This window comes from Gilliamella sp. Fer1-1 (assembly GCF_001690825.1).
GTDB classification, from domain to species: domain Bacteria; phylum Pseudomonadota; class Gammaproteobacteria; order Enterobacterales; family Orbaceae; genus Gilliamella; species Gilliamella apicola_C.
Genome location: NZ_LZGX01000028.1, coordinates 1 through 22,950 on the forward strand (window position 1 = coordinate 1; position 22,950 = coordinate 22,950).

Sequence of the window (22,950 nt, forward strand, 5' to 3'; positions counted from 1 at the left end):
GTGGTGGTGGTTTTGGGTTGGGTGTTGATATCGGTGAGTAAATCGGCTTTGGCATTACGGTAGTTATAGTCTTGAACGGTCACTGAGGCCGGTACCACTTCGCTATGTAAGGTGATATCCCAAACACTTTCCACACCCGTATCGGCCATGCCACTCGGCGGTTTATAGTCGATATTGGCCACTTGCGCATAGCCTTGTTCATAATCACTTAACACCATCACATCACAGTCATGCTCGGCATGGGTTTCAAAGCGGAACCAGATACCGACATCAGCCAATAAGCGTTGAATAAATTCCAGGTCACTTTCTTGCCACTGAGTGATAAACTCCCGTTCAGGGTAACTGTCTTTGAGCACTAACCGGTAATCAATGCCGGTAAAACCGTGACTGCGTAGCACTTCTTCAACCACGCTGACCACGCTTTGATTTTGAAATAGGGCACTATTTTTCCCCACGGACAGCCGTGCTAAGCATGAAGATAACACGACTTGGTAATGAGCTTCATCTTTATTGACTGATAGCTGGCTAAATTCGGTGATGACCCCATGCAAGGTACGTTTATTGGTGACGGCGGGCAAGTCGCTTAGTGAACGAATAGCGGAAGTTAATGGCTTGTTAATAACAGGATTAAAGAAGAAAGTCGATTTTTGATTAAGGAACGCATCGGGCGATAAGGTTTTGTCAGGGCTGGTAAAGGTAACCACATAATGCCAAGGTTGATTTAACTGCTCATCACCATCAACATGCAAAACTGAAATTGGTACTGTCAGCCCATCAACGGTTAAGGTATAGCGGTTGTGACTAACACCCCCTAAACCGACCATTAAATGGCTAAACTCGCCACCAAGTTGCCCCAAAAGGCGATTAAGTTCATTCGACATGTTTTGCTCTCCTATTATTCCTAATAATTTATTCCGTTTATTTTTATTTTAGTTATTATTTAATTTTACTGAGCGCAAAAAACAGACGGTTTAGCTAAAAAGTATACACCGCTTTAGTGTAAAATTTAATCTTTTTTTAAATTGTTAAATAAATAGTGTTTAATATTAATTGTTTATATTAGTTAAATCAGTCAGTGATAACCGTTTAACGCTTTGGCTGAATAAGGGATTTAAGCCATTTGATGCTTTATGAATAATAATTTATTAATCCCTTAAATTTAAAATGATTTTATACTGAAACGGTATAGATTCCTGAATATTTTTTACGAAAATCACTCTAATTTTTCGCCAATAAAATAGGAGGGAGTGATAATCATTATATAAATGAAAAAATTCCCTCATTTGCCAATCCAGAAACGAAAGGAAAAGCAAAAAACGTGGTTTATCGTTGGATTTGTTCATTTTGAGGAAGAAAACCAATCATTTATAAATAATTAACCAACGGCCTATTATTTTGTGAGAATTTGTGGTAAAAAGTGGGGGTTAGTGGTAAAAATAGATTATTTAATTAACTTGATGATTTATATTAAATAAAAATTAACAAGAAATTTATAAATAATGGTGCCTTTATGTTTAGTGGTGCAATTTCAATCAATTTGGATAATAAAGGGCGGTTAGCTATTCCTACTCGCTACCGTGAATCTTTATCTAAAAGCATGGTTTGCACCATTGGCTTATACCACCCTTGTTTGACGCTTTATTCAATGTCTGAATGGCAAACGATCGAACAGCAACTTGCTACATTATCAACAATAGTTGAAGCTGAACGTAGAATTAAACGATTGTTATTGGGTTATGCAACTGAATGCATGATGGATAATTCGGGGCGAATTTTATTGCCATCTACACTACGGGCTTATGCAAAATTGGAAAGAAATACAATGCTTGTTGGTCAATCGAATAAATTCGAGATCTGGGATGAGACAATTTGGTATCAACAAATTCGTGATGATATTACTGCATTATCAACAGATATTGAAAACTTGTCAGATAATTTGAAAATTTTAACTATTTAATAAGAGCAAAAGATTGATGGATTATCAACATACAACGGTTTTATTAAACGAAGCTGTACAAGCATTAAATATAAAAAAAGATGGCATTTATGTTGATGGTACATTTGGGCGAGGTGGGCACTCTCGCTTAATACTTGAACAACTTGGTGCACAAGGACGATTGATTGCTATCGATCGTGATGAACGTGCTGAAGAAACTGCTTTAGAAATAATTGATCCTAGATTTACTTTTATTCGTGGTGAATTTTCAAATATATATGAGTATATTAATCAGTTAGCATTATTAGGTAAAATTGACGGTATTTTGTTAGACCTTGGTGTTTCATCACCACAACTTGATGATCCTGAAAGAGGATTCTCTTTTATGCGTGATGGACCTTTAGATATGCGAATGAATAACCAAAAAGGTTTAACTGCAAGTGAATGGTTACTAAACAGTGATGAAAACGATATTGCATGGGTGTTAAAAACATTTGGTGAAGAAAAATTTGCCAAACGTATTGCACATGCGATCGTCGAGCAAAATAAGATTTCACCCATTACTCGTACTCTGGAATTGGCTAAGTTAATTGAAAAAGCGACACCCAAAAAAGATAAAAATAAGCATCCTGCTACACGCAGTTTTCAAGCTATACGTATTTATATTAATAGTGAGCTAGAAGAAGTTGAGCAAGCATTAAATAGCAGTTTGTCGGTTCTTGCCAACCATGGCAGGCTTGCGGTTATTAGCTTTCATTCTTTAGAAGATAGAATTGTAAAGCAATTTATTAGCAAACAGAGTAAAGGCCCAGATTTACCCGCTCGGTTACCATTAACAGAACAACAAATTAAACAATATGGCGGTGCTAGATTAAAATCACTCGGTAAAATTAAACCGAATACAATAGAAATTAATAATAACCCGCGCTCTCGAAGCGCAATATTAAGGGTAGCAGAAAGGAAACATGAATAGCCACCAACTCAATGATGCTTTTCGAGATAACATCTATATTGATAAAGATATTCAAAAAAAGCCAAGTAAAAGCTTATTTGGCTTAATTATTGGCGATTTGTTTGGCCATCAAAAAATTTCATTATTATTACTTGTAATGATTATTATCTCTGCTGGTGCTGTATTAATAACAACGCAACAGGTTCGTAAACAGCTATTTGAGCGTGAGCAACTTTTATTAGAACAAGATGTATTAGAAAGTGAATGGCGGAACCTAATTATTGAAGAAAATGTACTTGCAGAGCCCAAGCGTATTGAAGAGAAAGCTAAGATTCAATTAGGTATGTCTTATGTAACACCACAAAATGAAACAGTTATTGTGATAAAGAGTAAATAATGAAGCCTGTTACTAAACATAAAAAAGATAAAACTAAAAAGGCAACAAAAACAAATAAGTTGAATAGTAAAAAGCAATTTTTTACTCCAAGCCGTTTTTATATTGTATATACTCTTATTATTTTTGCGATTATTAGTCTTATTGTTCGAATGGCATTATTACAAATTATTGAGCCAGACAAACTCATTGCTGAAGGTAATAAACGCTCGATACGTCATCAAGAAATGGATGCGCCAAGAGCAATGATAACTGACCGTCATGGCCGAGCATTAGCTGTAAGTGTGCCAATGTTTGATGTATGGGCAGATCCTAAAATCGTTGTACAAAAAGGCGGAGTTAAAGCAGATGATATCAGGTGGCAAGGTTTAGCTAAAACGTTGAATATTCCAATGTCGACACTAGAGCAAAAACTAGGTAATGCATCAATGCGATTTGTTTATTTATCTAGACAAGTAACACCAACTATATCTGATTATTTAAAAAAGCTAAAATTACCAGGGATATCATTTGCCAAAACATCCAAACGTTATTATCCTGCGGCAGAAAATATAGCTCAACTAATTGGTTTAACAGACATTGATGAAAATGGCGCTGAAAAGGGTTCTGAAGGCATTGAAAAAAGCTTTAATAAGTGGTTAATTGGTGAATCAGGGCAAAGAATTGTAAGGCGAGATCGAGTCGGTCGTGTTATTGAAGAATTAGAACGAACAGAAAGTGAAACAGCTGCAGACTTAACACTCAGCATAGACGAGCGTTTACAATCGTTGGTCTATACCGAGCTTAGCCAAGCTGTTGAATTTAACAAAGCAGACAGTGGAACAGCAGTATTAGTTGATGTGCACACTGGCGAGATTTTAGCAATGGCAACCAGCCCATCTTATAACCCGAATAATCGTTCATCGCTTGATTATAATTTATTGAGAAATAGAGCTGTTACAGATGCGTTTGAACCAGGCTCGACTGTTAAACCTTTAGTAGTAATGGCTGCTTTAGAAAAGAAAATTGCCAATTTAAATACGATTATTGACACAAGACCATTTTATGTCAATCGCTATGAAATTAAAGATGTGTCATATCAAAAATCACTAAATTTGGCTGGTATATTAGAAAAATCCAGTAATGTTGGCGTAAGTAAACTTGCCTTACAAATGCAGCAAGGTGATCTTGTAGAATTCTATAGTCGTTTTGGGTTAGGCCAGCCAACAGAATTAGGTTTAGGTGGCGAAGTCAGTGGTTCAATTGCAGCGGATAGAACAAGAAAATGGGCTGATATTGAACGAGCTACATTTGCGTTTGGGTATGGGCTAAGAGTTACACCATTACAGTTAGCTAGGGCTTATGCGACTATCGGTAGTTATGGTATTTATCGACCAGTAACAATTTTAAAGGCCACCGAACCTGTTAAAGGCAAACGTGTTGTTTCTGAAAAAGATGCAAAAACAGTTGTTCAATTAATGGAAGCTGTAGCGGTTACTGGTGGCGGTACGAAGGCATCCGTCCCTGGTTACAGTGTTGCGGTTAAAACAGGAACTGCAAAAAAATTATCTGGTGGCCGGTATGTTAATCAATATCTGGCTTATACAGCAGGTATTGCCCCAGCAACAGGGCCAAAATATTCTCTTGTGGTTGTTATTGATAATCCTAAAGCTGGTCAGTATTATGGTGGCTCAGTCTCTGCCCCTGTTTTTAGTCGCATTATGGGAGGTGTTCTTAGAACAATGAATGTAAAACCAGATCGCCAAATTGATGGCCAAATGATTATTTATTGATAGGTGGAAAATAATGACTACAAGTTCTTTTTATACATTATTTGAGTTATTAGGTGGAGGTGGAAGTCGAAATCTAAAATTAGACAATTTTTCACTTAATCATTTGTGTATTAATAGCCGCAAAGTGAAAAAAAATGATGTATTTGTTGCTATCAAAGGGCATGCCGTTGACGGTCGAACATTTATTCCACAAGCTATTGCTGCTGGTGCTGCTGTTGTCTTGATCGAAACAAAAAGAAAATCAAATGACTTAAAAATTGATTATCTTAAGCAAAACAATAAATCTGTCATTCCACAAATAAGTGTTTTTCAACTTTCACAACGTTTATCATTAATTGCTAATGATTTTTATCATACCCCTTCAAAAAAATTATCCGTTATTGGTGTGACAGGAACGAATGGAAAAACAACCGTTAGCCAGCTTATTGCTCAATGTACAACATTATTGAATGAGAAAACAGCAATAATGGGGACTATTGGTAATGGCATTTATAATCAACTTGAACCATCTATCAATACGACGGCATCTGCAATAGATATACAAACATTATTAGCTAATTTTGTAAAAAAACAGGTGAAAATTGTAGCCATGGAGATTTCTTCTCATGGGCTTGCAATGGATCGTGTTAAAGGACTAAATTGTGCTGCCACCGTATTTACCAACCTAAGTCGCGATCATCTCGATTACCATAAAACCATGGGGAAGTACGCCAAAGCAAAATGGTCGCTATTTAGTCCTGATGAAAAAGAAAAACAAGTTTTAACCGCTGGCAAATCAATTATTAATTATGATGATAAATATGGAAAAAGATGGATTGAAAAGCTCACGCAAGTGACGGCTGTCTCATGCCAACCTAAATCATTACGACAATTAAAGGCCTTAAATATACCTTATGTTGGTGTTTCTATGATTGATTATCACGACAAAGGCGCCAAAATTTATATGGAGTCAAGTTGGGGAAACGCCATTATTAATAGTCGGCTACTAGGTGAGTTTAACGTTTCTAATTTGTTATTAGCGATAGCTACACTTTTAACATTGAATTTTCCATTTTTTGCTGTAGTTAATATGGCTGCTTTTTTGAACCCCATTTGTGGGCGAATGGAGGTGTTACACGTAAAAAATAGTCCAACGGTTATTGTTGACTATGCGCATACTCCAGACGCATTACAAAAAGCCTTACAAGCAAGCCGAATACATTGTAAAGATTCTTTATGGGTGATTTTTGGCTGTGGTGGAGATAGGGATACGGGTAAAAGGCCTTTAATGGCTAAAATAGCAGAACAATTTGCCGATAAGATTGTTCTGACAAATGACAATCCACGAACAGAAAACGAGATGAAAATTATTCATGACATTGAGCAAGGCTTAGTAAGTAAAAAAAATGTACAAGTTGTTACTGACAGAGTACAAGCGATAACCCAAACGCTTGCTCAAGCAAATATTAATGATGTGATATTGATTGCTGGAAAAGGGCATGAAGATTATCAAATTGTGGATAAAACTAAATATCATTACTCAGATCAAGAAACAGTCAAAAGACTTTTAGGAGTTGAAAGTCAATCATGATCCCATTAAAAATCGAACAATTAAAAAAAATTGTGGATGGTAAATTTTATCATATCCAAAACGAAAGTATTATGATTGATACTATTTGCACTGATTCACGAAAACTAACTGAAAAATCATTGTTTATCGCCTTAGTAGGTGATAGTTTTGATGGGCATGAATTTGCCCAACAAGCCATTCAAAATGGTGCTATTGCTGTGGTTGTCAATCGTAAACTCGATTGTCTAATACCGCAAATTGTCGTTGATGATACACGCCATGCATTAGGTAAAATTGCTTCATTTATTCGCCAGCAAAGTCAAGCAAAAATTGTCGCATTAACAGGCTCTTCTGGCAAAACTTCTGTTAAAGAGATGACAGCTGCAATTTTAGGCTTTTGTGGCCAAACACTTTATACTCAAGGGAATTTTAATAATGATATTGGTGTTCCACTTACCTTATTTCGTTTAACTCCCCAAGACAATTTTGCTGTAATAGAATTAGGTGCTAACCATATTGGCGAAATTGCTTATACTACAAATATTGTTAAGCCACAAAGTGCTTTAATTAATAATATTGCCGAAGCTCATATTGAGGGATTTGGCTCGCTTGAAGGTGTAGCAAAAGCTAAGGGTGAAATATTTCAAGGTTTGCCCAAAGATGGCATCGCTATTATTAATTTAGATAGTTGTTCAGATAAATGGTTTACTCAACTGATAAATAAAACAATTTGGACTTTCTCATTAGCTAATCCATCAGCTGATTTTTATGCCAGCAATATTACATATGCTCAAAACACTACTTTTATGTTACATACTCCTAAAGGCGAATGTGAAATTAAGTTACCACTAATTGGGCAACATAATATTTCAAATGCGATTGCAGCCTCCGCTTTGGCGATCTCTGTTGGTGCAACGTTCAACCAGATTCAGCAAGGTTTAGCCACTTTAAAACCAGTAAAAGGTCGGTTATTTCCAATCAAGCTAAATCAAACCCAATTAATTTGGGATGATACTTATAATGCCAATGTTGGTTCAATGTCTGCGGCAGTTAAAGTTTTGGCAAAGCAGCCTGGGTATCGAATTTTAGTGGTTGGTGATATGGGGGAATTAGGATGCGAAGCAGAAAAATATCATCAACAAATAGGTGAACTTGCTCATGATGAAAAACTGGATTGTGTCGTAAGTGTTGGCAAATTAAGTCAATTTATTAGCCAATATAGCGGGGTAGGTCACCATTTTAATAATAAACAAGATGCAGTAAATTATCTATTAATGTTATTACGTCAATATCCAACTTTAACTATGCTGGTTAAGGGGTCGCGTAGTGCCAAAATGGAAGAACTTATTGAAAAAATTCAAATTGAACAGCTGAAAATGAATCAGGATTAAAATTATGTTTGTGTGGATATCAGAATATTTAGTTAAACATTTTACCTTTTTTAATGTTATCTCTTATTTAACAGTAAGAGCCATTTTAGGTCTATTAACCTCGTTAGTTATTTCATTATTTATGGGACAAAAAGTTATTGATTGGTTACAAAAACTACAGATAGGACAGGTAATTCGTAATGATGGACCTGAATCCCATTTAAGTAAAAAAGGAACGCCAACTATGGGGGGGACGCTTATTTTAGCATCCATTTTATTATCGGTGTTGTTATGGGCAGATCTTCGTAATCCTTATATATGGATTACCTTATTTGTGTTAATGGGTTATGGCATTATTGGTTTTACTGATGATTATTTAAAAGTCATTCGTAAAAATAGTGCTGGTCTTATTGCCAGATGGAAATACTTTTGGCAATCAGTCATTGCGTTAATTGTCGCTTTTGGTCTTTATGTTTATGGAAAAGATAGCGCAGCAACAGTACTTGTTGTGCCATTTTTTAAAGATGTGATGCCTCAATTGGGTTTATGGTTTATCTTGTTAACTTATGTTGTTATTGTCGGTGCAGGTAATGCCGTTAATTTAACGGATGGACTTGATGGACTAGCCATTATGCCAACTGTTTTTGTTGCAGCTGGTTTTACTCTTGTCGCTTGGGCTACTGGCAATGTCAATTTTGCCGCCTATTTAAATATCCCTTATATTAAATTTAGTGGTGAATTGATGATTGTCTGCATGGCAATTATTGGCGCGGGACTTGGTTTTTTATGGTTTAACACATATCCTGCAATGGTTTTTATGGGCGACGTTGGCTCGTTAGCTTTAGGAGGGGTGTTTGGTATTATTGCTGTGTTATTACGACAAGAATTTTTATTACTCATTATGGGCGGGATCTTTGTTATCGAAACGCTCTCCGTTATTTTACAAGTTGGATCGTTTAAATTACGTGGTAAAAGAGTTTTCCGTATGGCACCCATTCATCATCACTATGAATTAAAAGGTTGGCCAGAACCGCGTGTTATTGTGCGTTTTTGGATAATTTCATTAATGTTAGTTGTAATAGGTTTATTAACATTGAAGTTACGTTAATAAACAATACTAGGATTGAATTATGGTTAGCTATCAAGGCAAAAAAGTCGTTATTGTTGGTTTAGGTATCACAGGTCTTTCATGTGTTAACTATTTTCTTGCTCAAAATGTTATACCTAAAGTTATCGATACTCGTTTATCCCCATCAGGATTAGAGCAATTAGACAAACGCGTTGTTTATCATTTAGGTGAATTAAATATTGATTGGTTGCTAGATGCTGATTTAATCATTGCAAGCCCAGGCATTGCTTTAGCTACGCCTGAACTACAATTAGCAGCCAAACAAGGGATTGAAATTATTGGGGATATAGAGCTATTTTGTCGCGAAATAAATCAACAAAATAATAAGCAGATCGTGGCAATCACTGGTGCAAATGGTAAAACGACTGTAACAACATTAGTTGGTGAAATCATTGCATCAACAGGCACTAAAGTTGCTGTTGGGGGAAATATTGGACAACCAGCATTATCGTTATTGAACCAAGATTACGATGTATATGTTCTTGAACTATCAAGTTTTCAGCTAGAAACAACTTATAGTTTACAAGCTACCGTTGCAACAATTTTAAATATTTCACAAGACCATATGGATCGCTATCCTTTTGGTCTAATGCAATATGTCGAGGCGAAGCAACGTATTTACCATAACGCTAAATATTGCGTGATTAATTATGATGATGAGCTAACTACTCCAACAAATAAACAAAGTAATTGTGTTTCATTTGGTGTGACTAAAGGCGATTATCATTTAGATCAACACTGTGAGCATCTTATAGCACAAGAGCAGGACGTATTAGCAACAAAAACCATGAAATTAACTGGGTGCCATAATTATCTTAATGCGCTTGCAGCTTTAGCAATAGCCGATAAATTAAAGATTCCACGAAAATCAAGCATAGCAACAATCGCATCATTCCATGGATTGCCTCACCGTTTTGAGTTAGTGTTGGAAAAAAATGGAGTGAAATGGATTAATGACTCTAAAGCAACTAATGTAGGTAGCACTGCAGCTGCTTTAAACAGTATTGTTTGCAAAGGAAAATTATTTTTATTACTAGGTGGAGATGGAAAATCAGCTGATTTTTCGCCACTTATTCCTTATTTACAAAATAGAAACCTGGAGGTTTTCTGCTTTGGGCGAGATCGCTATTTACTAGGTAAACTAGCTGCCAATATAACAACAATCACCGAAACCATGGCGGAATCTGTAAAAATTATTGCTCAAAAAGTGGAGCCCAACGATGTGGTTTTACTTTCCCCTGCTTGTGCAAGTTTAGATCAGTTTAAAAATTATATTGAACGCGGAAAGCGATTTGCACAACTTGCTACACAATATGCTCAAGGAAATGAAAAATGACATTTTTTGGGCTAAAAAAACAAGTGAATCCACATGTCCCATTTGATAATCAATTACTTTGGACTGTGCTTGGTTTAATGATATTTGGTTTGATCATGGTGACATCGTCTTCAATGTCATTTAATGAAAGTAATCCGTTCTTTTATACACAACGAGAGCTTATTCAGTTAGGGTTATCGTTATTTTTAATGTTTATTACATTATATATTCCAATGCAACGTTGGCAACAGTTTGGGTCAATATTACTAATTATTGCTATTATTATGTTGATTGTTGTGCTAGGCATTGGTTCTTCGATTAATGGTGCATCTCGCTGGATACCTTTAGGTGTATTCAATTTTCAACCAGCCGAGCTTTCAAAATTAGCACTATTTTTATTTTTAGCGGGTTATTTATCGCGCAAATCCGACGAGGTACAAAGTGGCTTTTGGGGCTTTTTTAAACCTATGGTTGTTATGGCAATACTCTCGGTATTGTTACTTAAACAACCCGATCTAGGCACTGTTATTGTTTTATTTATGGTGACTATTGGTATCTTATTTATTGCTGGAGCCCAATTGTGGCAATTTATTGCGATTTTACTAACGGGTGTTGGTACAGTGATTTGTTTGATTTTATATGAGTCTTACCGTTTAACACGGTTATTAACTTTTCTTGACCCTTGGCAAGATGCAACGGGTTCAGGCTATCAATTAGTTGCTTCATTAATGGCAATAGGTAATGGCGGCATTACTGGGCAAGGCATGGGAAATTCTATCTTAAAATTAGGCTATTTACCTGAATGCCATACTGATTTTATTTTTTCAATCATTTCAGAAGAGTATGGATATATAGGCGTAGTCGCTTTGTTGTCATTGCTTTTCTTTTTGACATTTAAGGCACTTGCAATTGGTTATCGTGCGCTTAATGATGGATCACTATTTTCAGGCTATTTAGCCTGTGAAATAGGTATCTGGTTTGGATTCCAAACATTTGTTAATGTTGGTGTTACATCGGGTATGTTACCAACTAAAGGATTAACATTACCATTTATTAGTTATGGTGGTTCAAGCCTTATTGTGATGAGTATTGCAGTTGCAATATTACTTAGGATAGATTTTGAATTTAGACAACAACAAGCGCAAGCAAGAATAAGGTTAATAAAATAATGAAAAAATTATTAGTTATGGCAGGGGGAACTGGTGGGCATGTTTTTCCCGGTATTGCTGTTGCGCATTATTTAATGAAGCAAGGCTGGCAAGTAAGATGGTTAGGCACCGCCGATAGAATGGAAGCACACCTAGTTCCTGAAAATGGCATTGATATTGATTTTATCGAAATATCAGGGCTACGCGGAAAAGGTGTTATCGCATTGTTAAAAGCACCTTATAAAATTTTAAGAGCCGTTTTACAGGCGCGGAAAATTTTAAAAAACTATCGCCCCGATGTAGTCCTTGGAATGGGAGGATATGTTTCAGGTCCTGGAGGGATCGCAGCAAAAACACTTGGTATCCCTATTGTTTTACATGAACAAAATGGTATAGCGGGTTTAACCAACAAGTGGCTGGCTAAAATTGCAACTAAAGTTTTGCAAGCATTCCCAACAGCTTTCCCTAAGGCTGAAGTTGTTGGCAATCCTGTGCGTAGTGAGCTTTTAACTATTGCAAGACCTGAAAAAAGATTCAAAGATCGCCATGGGCCAATTAGAATATTGGTCATGGGGGGAAGCCAAGGCGCAAAAGTTATTAATGATATAGTGCCTCAAGCGATAACAAAATTATCAGATAAATATGTAATATGGCACCAAACTGGTAAAGGAATGTTAAATTCAGTCACTGAATCTTATCAAGATTGTAATATGAAAAATAACAAAGTGACTGAATTTATCTCTGATGTTGCTGAGGCATATAATTGGGCAGATCTTGTAATTTGTCGAAGTGGTGCATTAACCGTTAGTGAAATTGAAATTGTTGGTATCGGTGCTATTTTTGTTCCGTTTATGCATAAAGATCGCCAACAATTTTGGAATGCAAAATCATTAGCAGATATAGGCGCAGCTAACATCATAGAACAACCAGATTTTAGCGTTGAATCCTTATCAAAACTATTACTAAATCTGAATCGCGACAAACTAATTGAAATGGCGATTAAAGCTAAAAGTTTATCTATTGTAAATTCCACTGAAAAAGTGGCGCAAACCCTTAATTCAGTGATAAAATAGTAAACTTATAATATGAATTTATGTAATAATTCTGTTAAAAAAGTTTCAGGTTAGGTGTATGTTTGAGTCAATAAATTGTTTGAACTAAAAATAACAGATATAAAAATGTTCAATGATGATATGACGCTGTGCACTATGCAATGAAAAAATAATTAGGAGTTCAATAGTGAATACAAGGGAATTAGCAGAGTTAAGAGCAATTATTCCTGAAATGAAACGAGTAAAACATATTCACTTTGTGGGTATTGGTGGCGCGGGCATGGGTGGAATTGCCGAAGTTCTAGCTAATGAAGGGTACAACATTAGCGGTTCAGATATTGCTGAAAATGCTGTGACTCAACACCTAGAAATATTAGGAGCAAAGATCGTTATTGGTCATGCCGCTGAAAATGTTATTAACGCCAGTGTTGTCGTTATATCTTCGGCTATTTCGCAAGATAACATTGAAGTGGTTGCTGCCCGTGAGGCTCGTATACCAGTCATTCAACGCGCTGAAATGTTAGCTGAATTGATGCGTTTTCGATACGGCATCGCTATTGCTGGCACGCACGGTAAAACCACGACAACGGCAATGGTTACCACTATTTATGCTGAAGCTAAACTTGATCCAACCTTTGTTAATGGCGGTTTAGTTAAGGCAGCAGGAGTACATGCTAAGCTAGGTAGTAGTCGTTATTTTATTGCAGAAGCAGATGAAAGTGATGCTTCATTTCTTCATTTGCAACCAATGGTATCTATTGTAACTAATATCGAACCTGACCATATGGATACTTACCAAGGCAGTATTGAGAATCTTAAACAAACATTTATTTCGTTTTTACGAAACCTGCCATTTTATGGTTTAGCTATTATGTGTTATGACGATCCGATTAATCGTGAATTATTACCGATTGTAGGACGAAAAGTCATTACTTATGGATTTAGTGAAGAAGCTGATGTTGTTATTAAAGATTATCGCCAAGAAAAAGGTATAAGCTATTATACTGTTTGCCGTCCAGAGCGGCCAAATTTACAAATCGAGTTAAATGCACCAGGTAAACATAATGCCTTAAACTCAGTAGCTGCAATTATTGCTGCCACTGAAGATGGCATTGATGATGAATCGATTATAAATGCATTAGCTAAATTTGCAGGTACCAGTAGGCGTTTTGATTTATTAGGTGTTTTTCCTCATGCCGACGGTGGGGATATTATGATGGTTGATGATTATGGGCATCATCCAAGCGAGGTTAATGCAACAATCCAAGCGGCAAGAAATGGTTGGCCTGAACGACGGCTTGTGTTGTTATTTCAACCACACCGATATACGCGCACTCGCGATTTATTTGATGATTTTGCGCAAGTACTTTCTCAAGTTGATGCTCTTGTGATGTTAGATGTCTATCCTGCTGGAGAGCAACCCATTGCAGGGGCTGATAGTCGTTCTTTATGCCGAACAATTCGTAATCGAGGTAAAGTTGATCCCATTTATATCTCTGATTTAAATTTGTTGCCTGAAATTATGCAAGAAGTATTACAAGGTGGTGATTTATTAATTACACAAGGCGCTGGTAGTGTTGGTCGTATTGCTCGCCAATTAGCTAAAACTCAATTATCTTCAAAAGAGGCTTTATAAAAATGGTTGATAAAGTTGCTGTATTATATGGTGGTACCTCTTCTGAGCGTGAAGTATCGCTTAAGTCAGGTAAAGCTGTATGTGCAGGATTATTGGCAAATGGTGTTGATGCACATCTTATTGATACTAAATATTACCCTATCACTAATTTAAAAGCGGAGGGTTACACAAAGGCTTTTGTTATCCTTCATGGACGTGGTGGTGAAGATGGTATTGCTCAAGCAATTTTGACTTATCAAAATATTCCTTATACGGGCAGTGATGTTTTGTCATCAGCATTAACCATGGATAAGTTAAAAACTAAATTGATCTGGAAATCGCTCAATTTACCTGTTGCTGATTACATCATGGTAGAAAAATCACAATCAATTGATACGGACTCTATTGTTAAACAACTTGGATTACCACTGTTTGTTAAACCAATTCATGAGGGTTCTAGTGTCGGTATGGCTCGTGTTAATGAAGAATCTGAATTAAAATCAGCCATTGATGCCGCTTTTAAATATGATAGTGCGGTAATGGTTGAGTCATTTTTAGCTGGTCCAGAATTTACAGTATCTATTGTAGGTGAAGAGGTTTTACCGTCAATTCACATAAAACCTACTACCAAGTTTTATGATTATGATGCCAAATATTTATCTGACACTACCCAGTATTTTTGTCCAAGCGGTTTACCTAATGACAAAGAGCAAGAAATTCAAAAATTAGCATTAGATGCTTATAAAGCGGTTGGTTGCAGGGGCTGGGGAAGAGTTGATATCATGTTTGATGCTAATCAAAAACCATTCCTACTTGAGGTAAACACTGCGCCAGGAATGACAGATCACAGCTTGGTACCTATGGCGGCAAAACAACATGGTTGGTCATTTAACGAACTTGTAGCCAAAATCTTAAATTTGGCAATTCTCTAATTGGCCTTATTTTATGAAACAAGTTCGGCAAGCAGCGCATAGAAGAGAAGAAAAAAATAAAAGGCGGTTGCTTATCTTTCGTAATACAGAACAATTTTTAGGTTTTTTGTTCTTTATTATGATTATTTTTATTAGCATTTGGGTGATTCAAAGCTTTAAGAATTGGATGGATGATCCCGAGCAAATGGTATTATCACAATTAACGTTAAGTGGGGAACACACCTATACAACTGAGGACGATCTTCGAAATGCGATTTTAGGATTAGGGTTGCCTAATACCTATATAGGACAAGATGTTAATGATATTCAACAAGAAATCATGCGATTTCCATGGGTTAAACAAACCAGTGTGCGAAAACAATGGCCTGATAGGCTAATTATTTATGTAGAAGAATATAAACCTGTACTTTATTGGAATGATCTATTTTTACTTGATAAAAATGGTAATGTATTTAGTGTACCTCTTGACCGTATTGCCGAATTACAATTACCAAGGCTATACGGTCCAGAGGGTAAGGCAAAAGCAGCTTTAGAAATTTATTTGAAATTAGAAGATATTTCTAAAAAATTAGCTAATAATGAGTTAGCATTACATATTAAATTCGCTATAACTGATGAACGCAATGCATGGCAATTGATGATAAAACAATGTATATCTGGTTTTTGCCTTGAAAATCAAGAAATAAAATTATTGTTAGGTAGTGAAAAAATTGAACAGCGATATCAACAATTTATTAAATTATTTCCAGAAATTCAATCAAGAGTGCCTGAAAATGAAAGAATAACGGTAGCTGATTTACGTTACGAAAATGGTATTTCAGTACAAAGAGAAAAAATAATGCTGTAAGGAATAAATTAAGGCTGAAGTATGAAAGCAACAGAAAAAAAATTGGTCGTTGGATTAGAGGTTGGCACATCCAAAGTGCTTGCTCTTGTTGGTGAAGTTCTTCCTGATGGTATTGTCAATATCATTGGCGTGGGGCACTGCCCATCAAAAGGTGTTGATAAAGGTGGTGTAAACGATCTTGAGTCTGTAGTGAAATCAATCCAACGAGCGGTTGATCAAGCTGAACTAATGGCTGATTGCCAAATATCCTCAGTATATTTAAGCCTTTCTGGTAAACATATCCGGTGCCAAAATGAAATAGGAATGGTGCCAATAGCCGACGAAGAAGTCACAGCAGAGGACGTAGATAATGTTGTTCATACAGCAAAATCAGTCAGAATTTTAGATGAACACCGTATTTTACACGTCATTGCACAAGAATATTCTATTGATTTACAAGAAGGTATTAAAAATCCCGTTGGTTTATCTGGAGTAAGGATGAAAGCCAAAGTTCACTTAATTACTTGTCATAATGATATGGCTAGAAATATTGTGAAAGCAGTTGAACGTTGCGGATTAAAAGTAGATCAGCTTATTTTTTCTGGATTAGCTTCCAGCTATGCAGTTTTAACTGATGATGAAAAAGAATTAGGTGTTTGCGTAATAGACATCGGTGGCGGTACAATGGATGTGACAGTCTATACTGATGGTGCATTACGTCATTCTGTTGTAATCCCTTATGCTGGCAATGTTGTTACCAGCGATATTGCATATGCGTTTGGCGCACCACCTATGGATGCAGAAAACATTAAGATTCGTTATGGGTGTGCTGTAGGTTCGTTAGTGGGTAAAGATGAGGTTATTGATGTCCCTAGTGTAGGAGGAAGGCCGTCTCGTTCATTGCAACGACAGACGCTTACCGATGTAATTGAACCACGCTATTCAGAACTTCTTGCGTTGGTACAAAAAGAGTTACTTGTATTACAAGAAGAACTTAAGAAACAAAATATTAAATATCAATTAGCAGCAGGTATTGTTTTAACTGGTGGCGCATCTCAAATAAAAGGAATGGTAGAATGCGCCGAAAAAGTATTTAAAAACCAAGTGCGTATTGGTCAGCCATTAAACATATCAGGATTAACCGATTATGTTCAAAAACCTTATTGTTCAACAACTATAGGGTTATTACATTATGGAAAACAAGATTTATTAAATGATGATGCTAAAGATAGCAATAAATCATCATTAAAAGGGATAGCTAAACGATTGACCGGATGGTTTAAAAAAGAATTTTAGCTAGTATATTTCAAGAACTTCGTGGACATTGTAGATGATTATCTGTACAATGTCCGCAGATCGTAAATTTGGAGATAAGTTATGTTTGAGCCTATGGTTGCAGATGCTGAGCCAGCAGCAGTCATTAAAGTTATTGGTGTCGGTGGTGGCGGTGGTAATGCTGTCGAGCATATGATTGCAGAGCATATTGAAGGTGTTGAGTTTTTTGCGGCAAATACAGATGCGCAAGCATTAAAAAGAATTAAGGTGGGTCAAACTATCCAGATTGGGACTAATGTTACTAAAGGGCTTGGTGCTGGCGCTAATCCAGAAGTTGGTAGAAATTCTGCAGAGGAAGATCGCGAGGTCATCCGCAGTGCAATTGAAGGTGCTGACATGGTTTTTATCGCTGCTGGAATGGGCGGGGGCACAGGAACGGGTGCAGCTCCAGTCGTTGCCGAGATAGCAAAAGAATTAGGTATTTTAACGGTTGCTGTTGTTACTAAACCTTTTAGCTTTGAAGGTAAAAAACGTATGGCTTTTGCTGAACAGGGTATTTCTGAATTAGCAAAACATGTCGATTCACTGATCACTATTCCAAATGACAAATTATTAAAAGTATTAGGTCGTGGAGTTAAATTGCTTGATGCTTTTGCGGCAGCTAATGGCGTTTTAAAAGGTGCAGTACAAGGTATTGCTGAACTTATCACTAAACCAGGTCTTATCAATGTTGACTTTGCTGATGTAAGAACAGTGATGTCTGAAATGGGATATGCTATGATGGGCTCTGGTAGAGCTAGTGGCGATAACCGAGCCGAAGAGGCAGCAGAAATGGCAATTTCTAGTCCATTACTTGAAGATATTGATTTATCTGGCGCTCGTGGTGTATTAGTAAATGTAACTGCGGGGTTAGATATTGGTTTAGAAGAGTTTGAAACAGTAGGTAGCACAGTTAAAGCGTTCGCTTCTGACAATGCAACAGTCGTTGTTGGTACAACGTTTGATCCGGATATGTCTGATGAGATTCGAGTAACAGTAGTTGCAACGGGTATTGGTATGGATAAACGACCAGAAGCTAAAATAGTTAAACCACCCGTGTCACACAATGATTTGTTTGGCCACAGCAATACATTAGGACAACAAGAAGAGAAATTAGCTAAGGTTGCTAATGAACCAACAGCTTCTCCGCTTGAGGATCATAAAATTTTAGATATTCCAGCTTTCATCCGTAAGCAAGCGAATTAGAATTGAACTTATTTGATTTTTTATTGTCAAAATCGATAGGAACAAACAAAAAAGTAGGTGTAAAGTGAAACAAAGAACATTAAAGAAAACCATTCAAGCAACTGGTGTTGGTTTACATACTGGCAAGAAAGTTACTTTGACATTACGCCCTGCGCCAGAAAATACAGGTATTATTTATCGTCGTACTGATTTGGATCCATATGTTGATTTTCCAGTGGATGCAAAATCAGTGCGAGATACCATGCTTTGTACCTGTTTAGTAAACGAAGATAATGTTCGCATTTCAACAGTTGAGCATATCAATGCTGCTTTAGCTGGGCTAGGTATTGATAATCTCATTATTGAAGTTAATGCTCCCGAAATTCCAATTATGGACGGTAGCGCAAGCCCTTTTGTTTATTTATTGCTTGATGCAGGTATTGCTGAACAAAATGCCTTGAAAAAGTTTTTGTGTGTAAAGGAAACTATTCGAGTTGAAAATGGTGACAAATGGGCCGAAATAAGACCTTATAATGGATTTAGATTAGATTTTACCATTGATTTTCATCATCCTGCTATTGATAACAGTTCACAACGTTATCAGTTGGATTTTTCATCTGAGTCTTTTATTCGCCAAATCAGCCGAGCTAGAACTTTTGGGTTTATGCGTGATATTGAAGCATTACAATCTAAAGGTTTATGCTTAGGTGGTAGCTTAGATTGTGCAATTGTGGTAGATGATTATAAAGTACTCAATGACGATGGTTTACGTTTTGATGATGAATTTGTTCGTCACAAAATGCTTGATACTATTGGCGATTTATACATGAGTGGCCATAATATGATTGGTGAAGTAGTTTGTTATAAATCAGGTCATGCATTGAATAATCAATTATTACAAGCATTATTGGCGAAACAAGATGCTTGGGAATATGTAACATTTACAGAAGAGCAAACGGTGCCACTCGTGTTAGGCACTCAACAGCTTGTTTTAGCGTAAAATCATAAATAGTTATATTTTATAAACGCTCCTATTAAAAATAGGAGCGTTTTTATTTTATATTTAAAGAGATACTAATATGAAAAATAGCCATTTTTTTGCCCATTTATCACGCCTAAAACTAATTAACCGTTGGCCTTTAATGCGTAATGTAAGAACAGAAAATGTATCAGAGCATAGCTTACAAGTTGCTTTTGTTGCACATGCTTTAGCTGTAATTAAAAATAAGAAATTTAATGGCGATGTAAACCCTGAACGCATCGCATTATTAGCAATGTATCATGATGTTTCAGAAGTAATAACTGGCGATTTACCGACGCCCACAAAATATTATAATCCGCAAATTACTGTTGAATATAAAAAAATTGAGAAAATAGCACAACACAAACTTCTTAATATGCTTCCTGAAGAGTTACAAGATGATTTTAAGACATTAATTGATGATGATTTTTATAGCGAAGCAGAAAAAAACATTGTAAAACAAGCTGACGCATTATGTGCTTATCTGAAAACAATTGAGGAATTAAGTGCGGGTAATAATGAATTTAAATTAGCAGAGCAACGTTTAAAAGAGACTTTATCTGAACGTAATAGCCCTGAAATGGACTACTTTTTAGATGTTTTTGTGCCAAGCTTTAGCTTATCATTAGACGAAATAACGATGTAAAATAACTTATTTACCCGCGTATTTTTATTTCGATCATGCTCTATAATTAAAATGGTTTTTTATATTTAGCATTCCATTTATAGTGGCCAAAAATAGATTCTCACAATAGTTATAAGTTATAATAAGCCCACTTGCTATTTGATTGTGATTAAATATTTTGGATGAAGATAACAAATATACACGTTTTTGATATCGACTCAAAGCAACCTGTAGACATCCAAAAGTAAATATTTTTACAGGCGACAGTTACCACAATGATATCTGTTTTTAGATAACTGATACAAATATATTTTAATAACTCTAACCCTGTAAGTTTTAGAATAAAAACATCAAGTAAAATTAAACCCACACAATTATCATGAGCAATGATACGCTGCAATAGGTTTTCTTAATTAGTTGAATCGCACAATTGAATATGCTCATTAAACGCATCAATGTTTGCTAACACTATAAAACCAATCTTACAATTATCTCCTTTCGCTAAATAACTTTTTTGAAATATACGTTGTGAGCTTTCTTCTAAAAGATTATCACCGTTATTAATGATTTCGATTTTATTTGGTGAAGAGATAAATTTAGTAGCGCTTTCAACTCGAGAGCGTAAACATTGTAAATATTAACAATACAACGCATATAAATATTTTATCAGCTAGAAATAAAGTGAAAACTAACAAAAGAAGCTAATAAGCTTAAATTTAAGTGTTACTTGATTAAAAGGTATTTCATTAAAATTCAATATCTCTTTCCACCACAATGGTTTGAATTGATATTCATTACAAAATCTGCTAATAACATTAGTTTATTGACAGATTATTACTAATGCAATTTAACAGACTAAATAATTTGCTTATTTTACTGCGTTATTTATGCTTTCAGTTACTAATTTAGCAATATTTGGCTCAAAAGCATTGAATAATATATATTCTACCGATACTTTATGAGCAGTCACAATACTTGCTTATATTTTTAAAGTGATATTTTTAGCTTTTGCATCCAAAGATCCTTTAAAAATTCTGATAAATACTAATAGACTATTCATTTTATTTGGATAATCGCGCATCTAGCACTAATAATATAAGTATACATAGCTTTTTCTGCTTTGGAGTTGTTGAGTAATTAAGTAGGATTAAGATTGAAGTTAATAGTTTTAAACAGTAGAACGCTAAAATAGACTTAAACGCATATTGACCTAAAACTTTTTAAAAATAGCAATTAAAAATAACGTATTATTAGCGCAATAAACATTCTTGAATTTTATCAGCCTCTTTATTAAGTGCATCAATAACCAGATTCGGGTGAGCACTTTCAAGCGTTTTCACATTTTCAAATCCATCATTTACAACTGAACCTGTATATTGGTGAGCTTGTTTAATATTGCTAAATAGATAATGGATGTTATTTTGATGACAAGTTGCCGTTAGGATATAACTGATAAAATATTTAGTATGGTAAAGATAGTCAGTTACAGCATTAGCCACAACATGATTACCTTCAACTAATTTAATTGTGTCACCTCCGCTAACTGTGATTGCTTGCTGGCTCGGCACATTGTAATAAGGCCACCAAAGTGATCCAGAATAGTTTTCACTTGCTAATACCACTGGACCATTATCAAGTTCTTGCGCAATACATAAAGATAAAGAGGAGTGGAGGGCGGTAATTGGTCGTGATGTATTGTACTTATTTAATATATCAGCGCCTGACGAATTTTGAGCAATTTCAACACCGCTCTAGTCTGATAAATTGACAACATTTTTTGCGATGTGCAACTTGTTAGAATAGTTAAAACAGCCAAATAACCAATTAACTTTTTCATATCCCATCCTTTTTTGAATAAGCTCATCAATTCTAGCTTTTTACATCCTAATTTACTAGTATTTATCAATAGTGAATACAAATTTAATTAAGGCTGAAGAAAAGGTTATTGATTAAGTATCTTTATAAGTGACAAAATTGCTCACAATAATAAGATAATTAATCTCCTTTACCACGGATTTTACGGGATAATCGTTTAAAACCATGAGTAAACTTTTTAATCGTCATAGCCCAAAAAGGCACCTTAATTATGATATTAAACCGTTCTTTTAATTCAATTGCATCATTGGCCTTAGTTAACCAAATAAACCCCGAATTAGTTAAATCAATGGCTTTGATTTTTCCTTCAGGCGTTAAAATAAAATTTCCACCATGCACATCATTAGAAACGAGATTATAACTGTGCAGCTTTTCTATGCACTCTTTTACCTGATCGCCATACTCTTTCATTTCATCCCATTTTAAAGAGCGACCTTCAATGAAGTTAAAAATCATATAATGGCGATTGGTTTTTTGGTCAAAAGCAACCAAATAAAGTTCATAAGCAATATCACACTTATCAAGCGATATTCTTGCCAGCTTACGAATTAAATTAAAATAAAAATCACCAGTAATTTTGGCTATCAAACGACGCTCTAAACGATGCTCAACGCCACCATCAATTTTAAAAATAAATTTGTCTTGCTTATGATTGATTAGATAAGTATATCGTTCAATTTTATCGCTTGGATCCAGTAACTCATGATGCCCTTCTTCTGCCAAAAATTGGTCAAAAAGCTCTAAATAATTGATTTCGTCATTTTGCACGTAAGCGAATTTTAAATTGCCGCGTTGAACCTCAATAATTTTTGCAAAGTTATTCAAATTTATTATCCCAAAATACATCAAAAAATTTAGCTTATCTTAAACATTATCCGCGTTAAAGTAAATGGAACAGTAATAGGGACTCAGCGACATAGATTAATAACAACGATTTAGA

21 protein-coding genes are annotated in these 22,950 nt (G+C 35.5%); 17 read left to right on the top strand and 4 right to left on the bottom strand.

Annotation, left to right across the window (positions count from 1 at the left end):
- A partial coding sequence (locus tag A9G28_RS03255) for a type VI secretion system Vgr family protein (RefSeq protein WP_141674676.1) occupies positions 1 to 881 on the bottom strand: 881 nt, incomplete at its 3' end.
- A gap of 629 nt (positions 882 to 1,510) precedes the next feature.
- On the opposite strand from A9G28_RS03255, the gene mraZ reads away from it, so the two are divergent.
- The 17 genes from mraZ to yfbR all read left to right on the top strand — a co-directional run bounded on the left by mraZ (position 1,511) and on the right by yfbR (position 20,156).
- Positions 1,511 to 1,957, top strand: a complete 447-nt coding sequence (mraZ, locus tag A9G28_RS03260; RefSeq protein WP_065566559.1) for a division/cell wall cluster transcriptional repressor MraZ — start codon at positions 1,511 to 1,513, stop codon at positions 1,955 to 1,957.
- 16 nt (positions 1,958 to 1,973) lie between these two features.
- A complete protein-coding gene (gene rsmH, locus A9G28_RS03265) occupies positions 1,974 to 2,909 on the top strand; it encodes a 16S rRNA (cytosine(1402)-N(4))-methyltransferase RsmH (protein WP_065566558.1) in 936 nt (311 codons plus the stop codon).
- The gene (ftsL, locus tag A9G28_RS03270; protein WP_081301493.1) at positions 2,902 to 3,285 is read left to right on the top strand and encodes a cell division protein FtsL; all 384 of its coding nucleotides are present in this window, start codon (positions 2,902 to 2,904) and stop codon (positions 3,283 to 3,285) included. Before rsmH ends, ftsL begins: the two co-directional genes overlap by 8 nt.
- On the top strand, positions 3,285 to 5,054 hold the full coding sequence (ftsI, locus tag A9G28_RS03275) for a peptidoglycan glycosyltransferase FtsI (protein WP_065566557.1): 1,770 nt from the start codon (positions 3,285 to 3,287) through the stop codon (positions 5,052 to 5,054). The genes ftsL and ftsI overlap by 1 nt, the downstream gene beginning before the upstream one ends.
- 13 nt (positions 5,055 to 5,067) lie before the next feature.
- Positions 5,068 to 6,624, top strand: a complete 1,557-nt coding sequence (gene murE, locus A9G28_RS03280; protein WP_065579753.1) for a UDP-N-acetylmuramoyl-L-alanyl-D-glutamate--2,6-diaminopimelate ligase — start codon at positions 5,068 to 5,070, stop codon at positions 6,622 to 6,624.
- Positions 6,621 to 7,994: a UDP-N-acetylmuramoyl-tripeptide--D-alanyl-D-alanine ligase gene (gene murF / locus A9G28_RS03285; RefSeq protein ID WP_065579754.1), complete on the top strand. Its 1,374-nt coding sequence runs from the start codon at positions 6,621 to 6,623 to the stop codon at positions 7,992 to 7,994. Before murE ends, murF begins: the two co-directional genes overlap by 4 nt.
- A gap of 4 nt (positions 7,995 to 7,998) precedes the next feature.
- On the top strand, positions 7,999 to 9,081 hold the full coding sequence (mraY, locus tag A9G28_RS03290; RefSeq protein ID WP_065566554.1) for a phospho-N-acetylmuramoyl-pentapeptide-transferase: 1,083 nt from the start codon (positions 7,999 to 8,001) through the stop codon (positions 9,079 to 9,081).
- A 22-nt stretch (positions 9,082 to 9,103) separates the two neighbouring features.
- Entirely contained in the window at positions 9,104 to 10,438 is a 1,335-nt protein-coding gene (gene murD / locus A9G28_RS03295; protein WP_065579755.1) for a UDP-N-acetylmuramoyl-L-alanine--D-glutamate ligase, read from the top strand.
- The gene (gene ftsW, locus A9G28_RS03300; protein ID WP_065566552.1) at positions 10,435 to 11,586 is read left to right on the top strand and encodes a cell division protein FtsW; all 1,152 of its coding nucleotides are present in this window, start codon (positions 10,435 to 10,437) and stop codon (positions 11,584 to 11,586) included. The genes murD and ftsW overlap by 4 nt, the downstream gene beginning before the upstream one ends.
- Positions 11,586 to 12,638 (top strand): undecaprenyldiphospho-muramoylpentapeptide beta-N-acetylglucosaminyltransferase, encoded by a 1,053-nt coding sequence (murG, locus tag A9G28_RS03305; RefSeq protein WP_065579756.1) that lies wholly within the window; start codon positions 11,586 to 11,588, stop codon positions 12,636 to 12,638. Before ftsW ends, murG begins: the two co-directional genes overlap by 1 nt.
- A 166-nt stretch (positions 12,639 to 12,804) precedes the next feature.
- On the top strand, positions 12,805 to 14,253 hold the full coding sequence (gene murC / locus A9G28_RS03310; protein WP_065566550.1) for a UDP-N-acetylmuramate--L-alanine ligase: 1,449 nt from the start codon (positions 12,805 to 12,807) through the stop codon (positions 14,251 to 14,253).
- A 2-nt stretch (positions 14,254 to 14,255) separates the two neighbouring features.
- Positions 14,256 to 15,164, top strand: coding sequence for a D-alanine--D-alanine ligase (locus A9G28_RS03315; protein ID WP_065579757.1), 909 nt, complete (start codon positions 14,256 to 14,258; stop codon positions 15,162 to 15,164).
- A gap of 13 nt (positions 15,165 to 15,177) precedes the next feature.
- Positions 15,178 to 16,011: an FtsQ-type POTRA domain-containing protein gene (locus tag A9G28_RS03320; protein WP_065566548.1), complete on the top strand. Its 834-nt coding sequence runs from the start codon at positions 15,178 to 15,180 to the stop codon at positions 16,009 to 16,011.
- Positions 16,012 to 16,032: 21 nt separating this feature from the next.
- On the top strand, positions 16,033 to 17,286 hold the full coding sequence (gene ftsA / locus A9G28_RS03325) for a cell division protein FtsA (protein WP_065566547.1): 1,254 nt from the start codon (positions 16,033 to 16,035) through the stop codon (positions 17,284 to 17,286).
- A gap of 81 nt (positions 17,287 to 17,367) precedes the next feature.
- Positions 17,368 to 18,510 (top strand): cell division protein FtsZ, encoded by a 1,143-nt coding sequence (ftsZ, locus tag A9G28_RS03330; RefSeq protein WP_065566546.1) that lies wholly within the window; start codon positions 17,368 to 17,370, stop codon positions 18,508 to 18,510.
- Between the two features lie 64 nt (positions 18,511 to 18,574).
- Positions 18,575 to 19,489, top strand: a complete 915-nt coding sequence (gene lpxC, locus A9G28_RS03335) for a UDP-3-O-acyl-N-acetylglucosamine deacetylase (protein WP_141674677.1) — start codon at positions 18,575 to 18,577, stop codon at positions 19,487 to 19,489.
- A 79-nt stretch (positions 19,490 to 19,568) separates the two neighbouring features.
- Positions 19,569 to 20,156 (top strand): 5'-deoxynucleotidase, encoded by a 588-nt coding sequence (gene yfbR, locus A9G28_RS03340; RefSeq protein ID WP_065579759.1) that lies wholly within the window; start codon positions 19,569 to 19,571, stop codon positions 20,154 to 20,156.
- Between the two features lie 1,229 nt (positions 20,157 to 21,385).
- On the opposite strand, the gene A9G28_RS03345 is transcribed toward yfbR, so the two are convergent.
- The 3 genes from A9G28_RS03345 to A9G28_RS03350 all read right to left on the bottom strand — a co-directional run bounded on the left by A9G28_RS03345 (position 21,386) and on the right by A9G28_RS03350 (position 22,835).
- Positions 21,386 to 21,757 (bottom strand): hypothetical protein, encoded by a 372-nt coding sequence (locus A9G28_RS03345; RefSeq protein ID WP_065579760.1) that lies wholly within the window; start codon positions 21,755 to 21,757, stop codon positions 21,386 to 21,388.
- An 83-nt stretch (positions 21,758 to 21,840) separates the two neighbouring features.
- Positions 21,841 to 21,972: a hypothetical protein gene (locus A9G28_RS13835; RefSeq protein ID WP_255307551.1), complete on the bottom strand. Its 132-nt coding sequence runs from the start codon at positions 21,970 to 21,972 to the stop codon at positions 21,841 to 21,843.
- A 158-nt stretch (positions 21,973 to 22,130) separates the two neighbouring features.
- Entirely contained in the window at positions 22,131 to 22,835 is a 705-nt protein-coding gene (locus A9G28_RS03350; RefSeq protein ID WP_176700844.1) for a lipopolysaccharide core heptose(II) kinase RfaY, read from the bottom strand.
- Positions 22,836 to 22,950 lie beyond the last annotated feature (115 nt).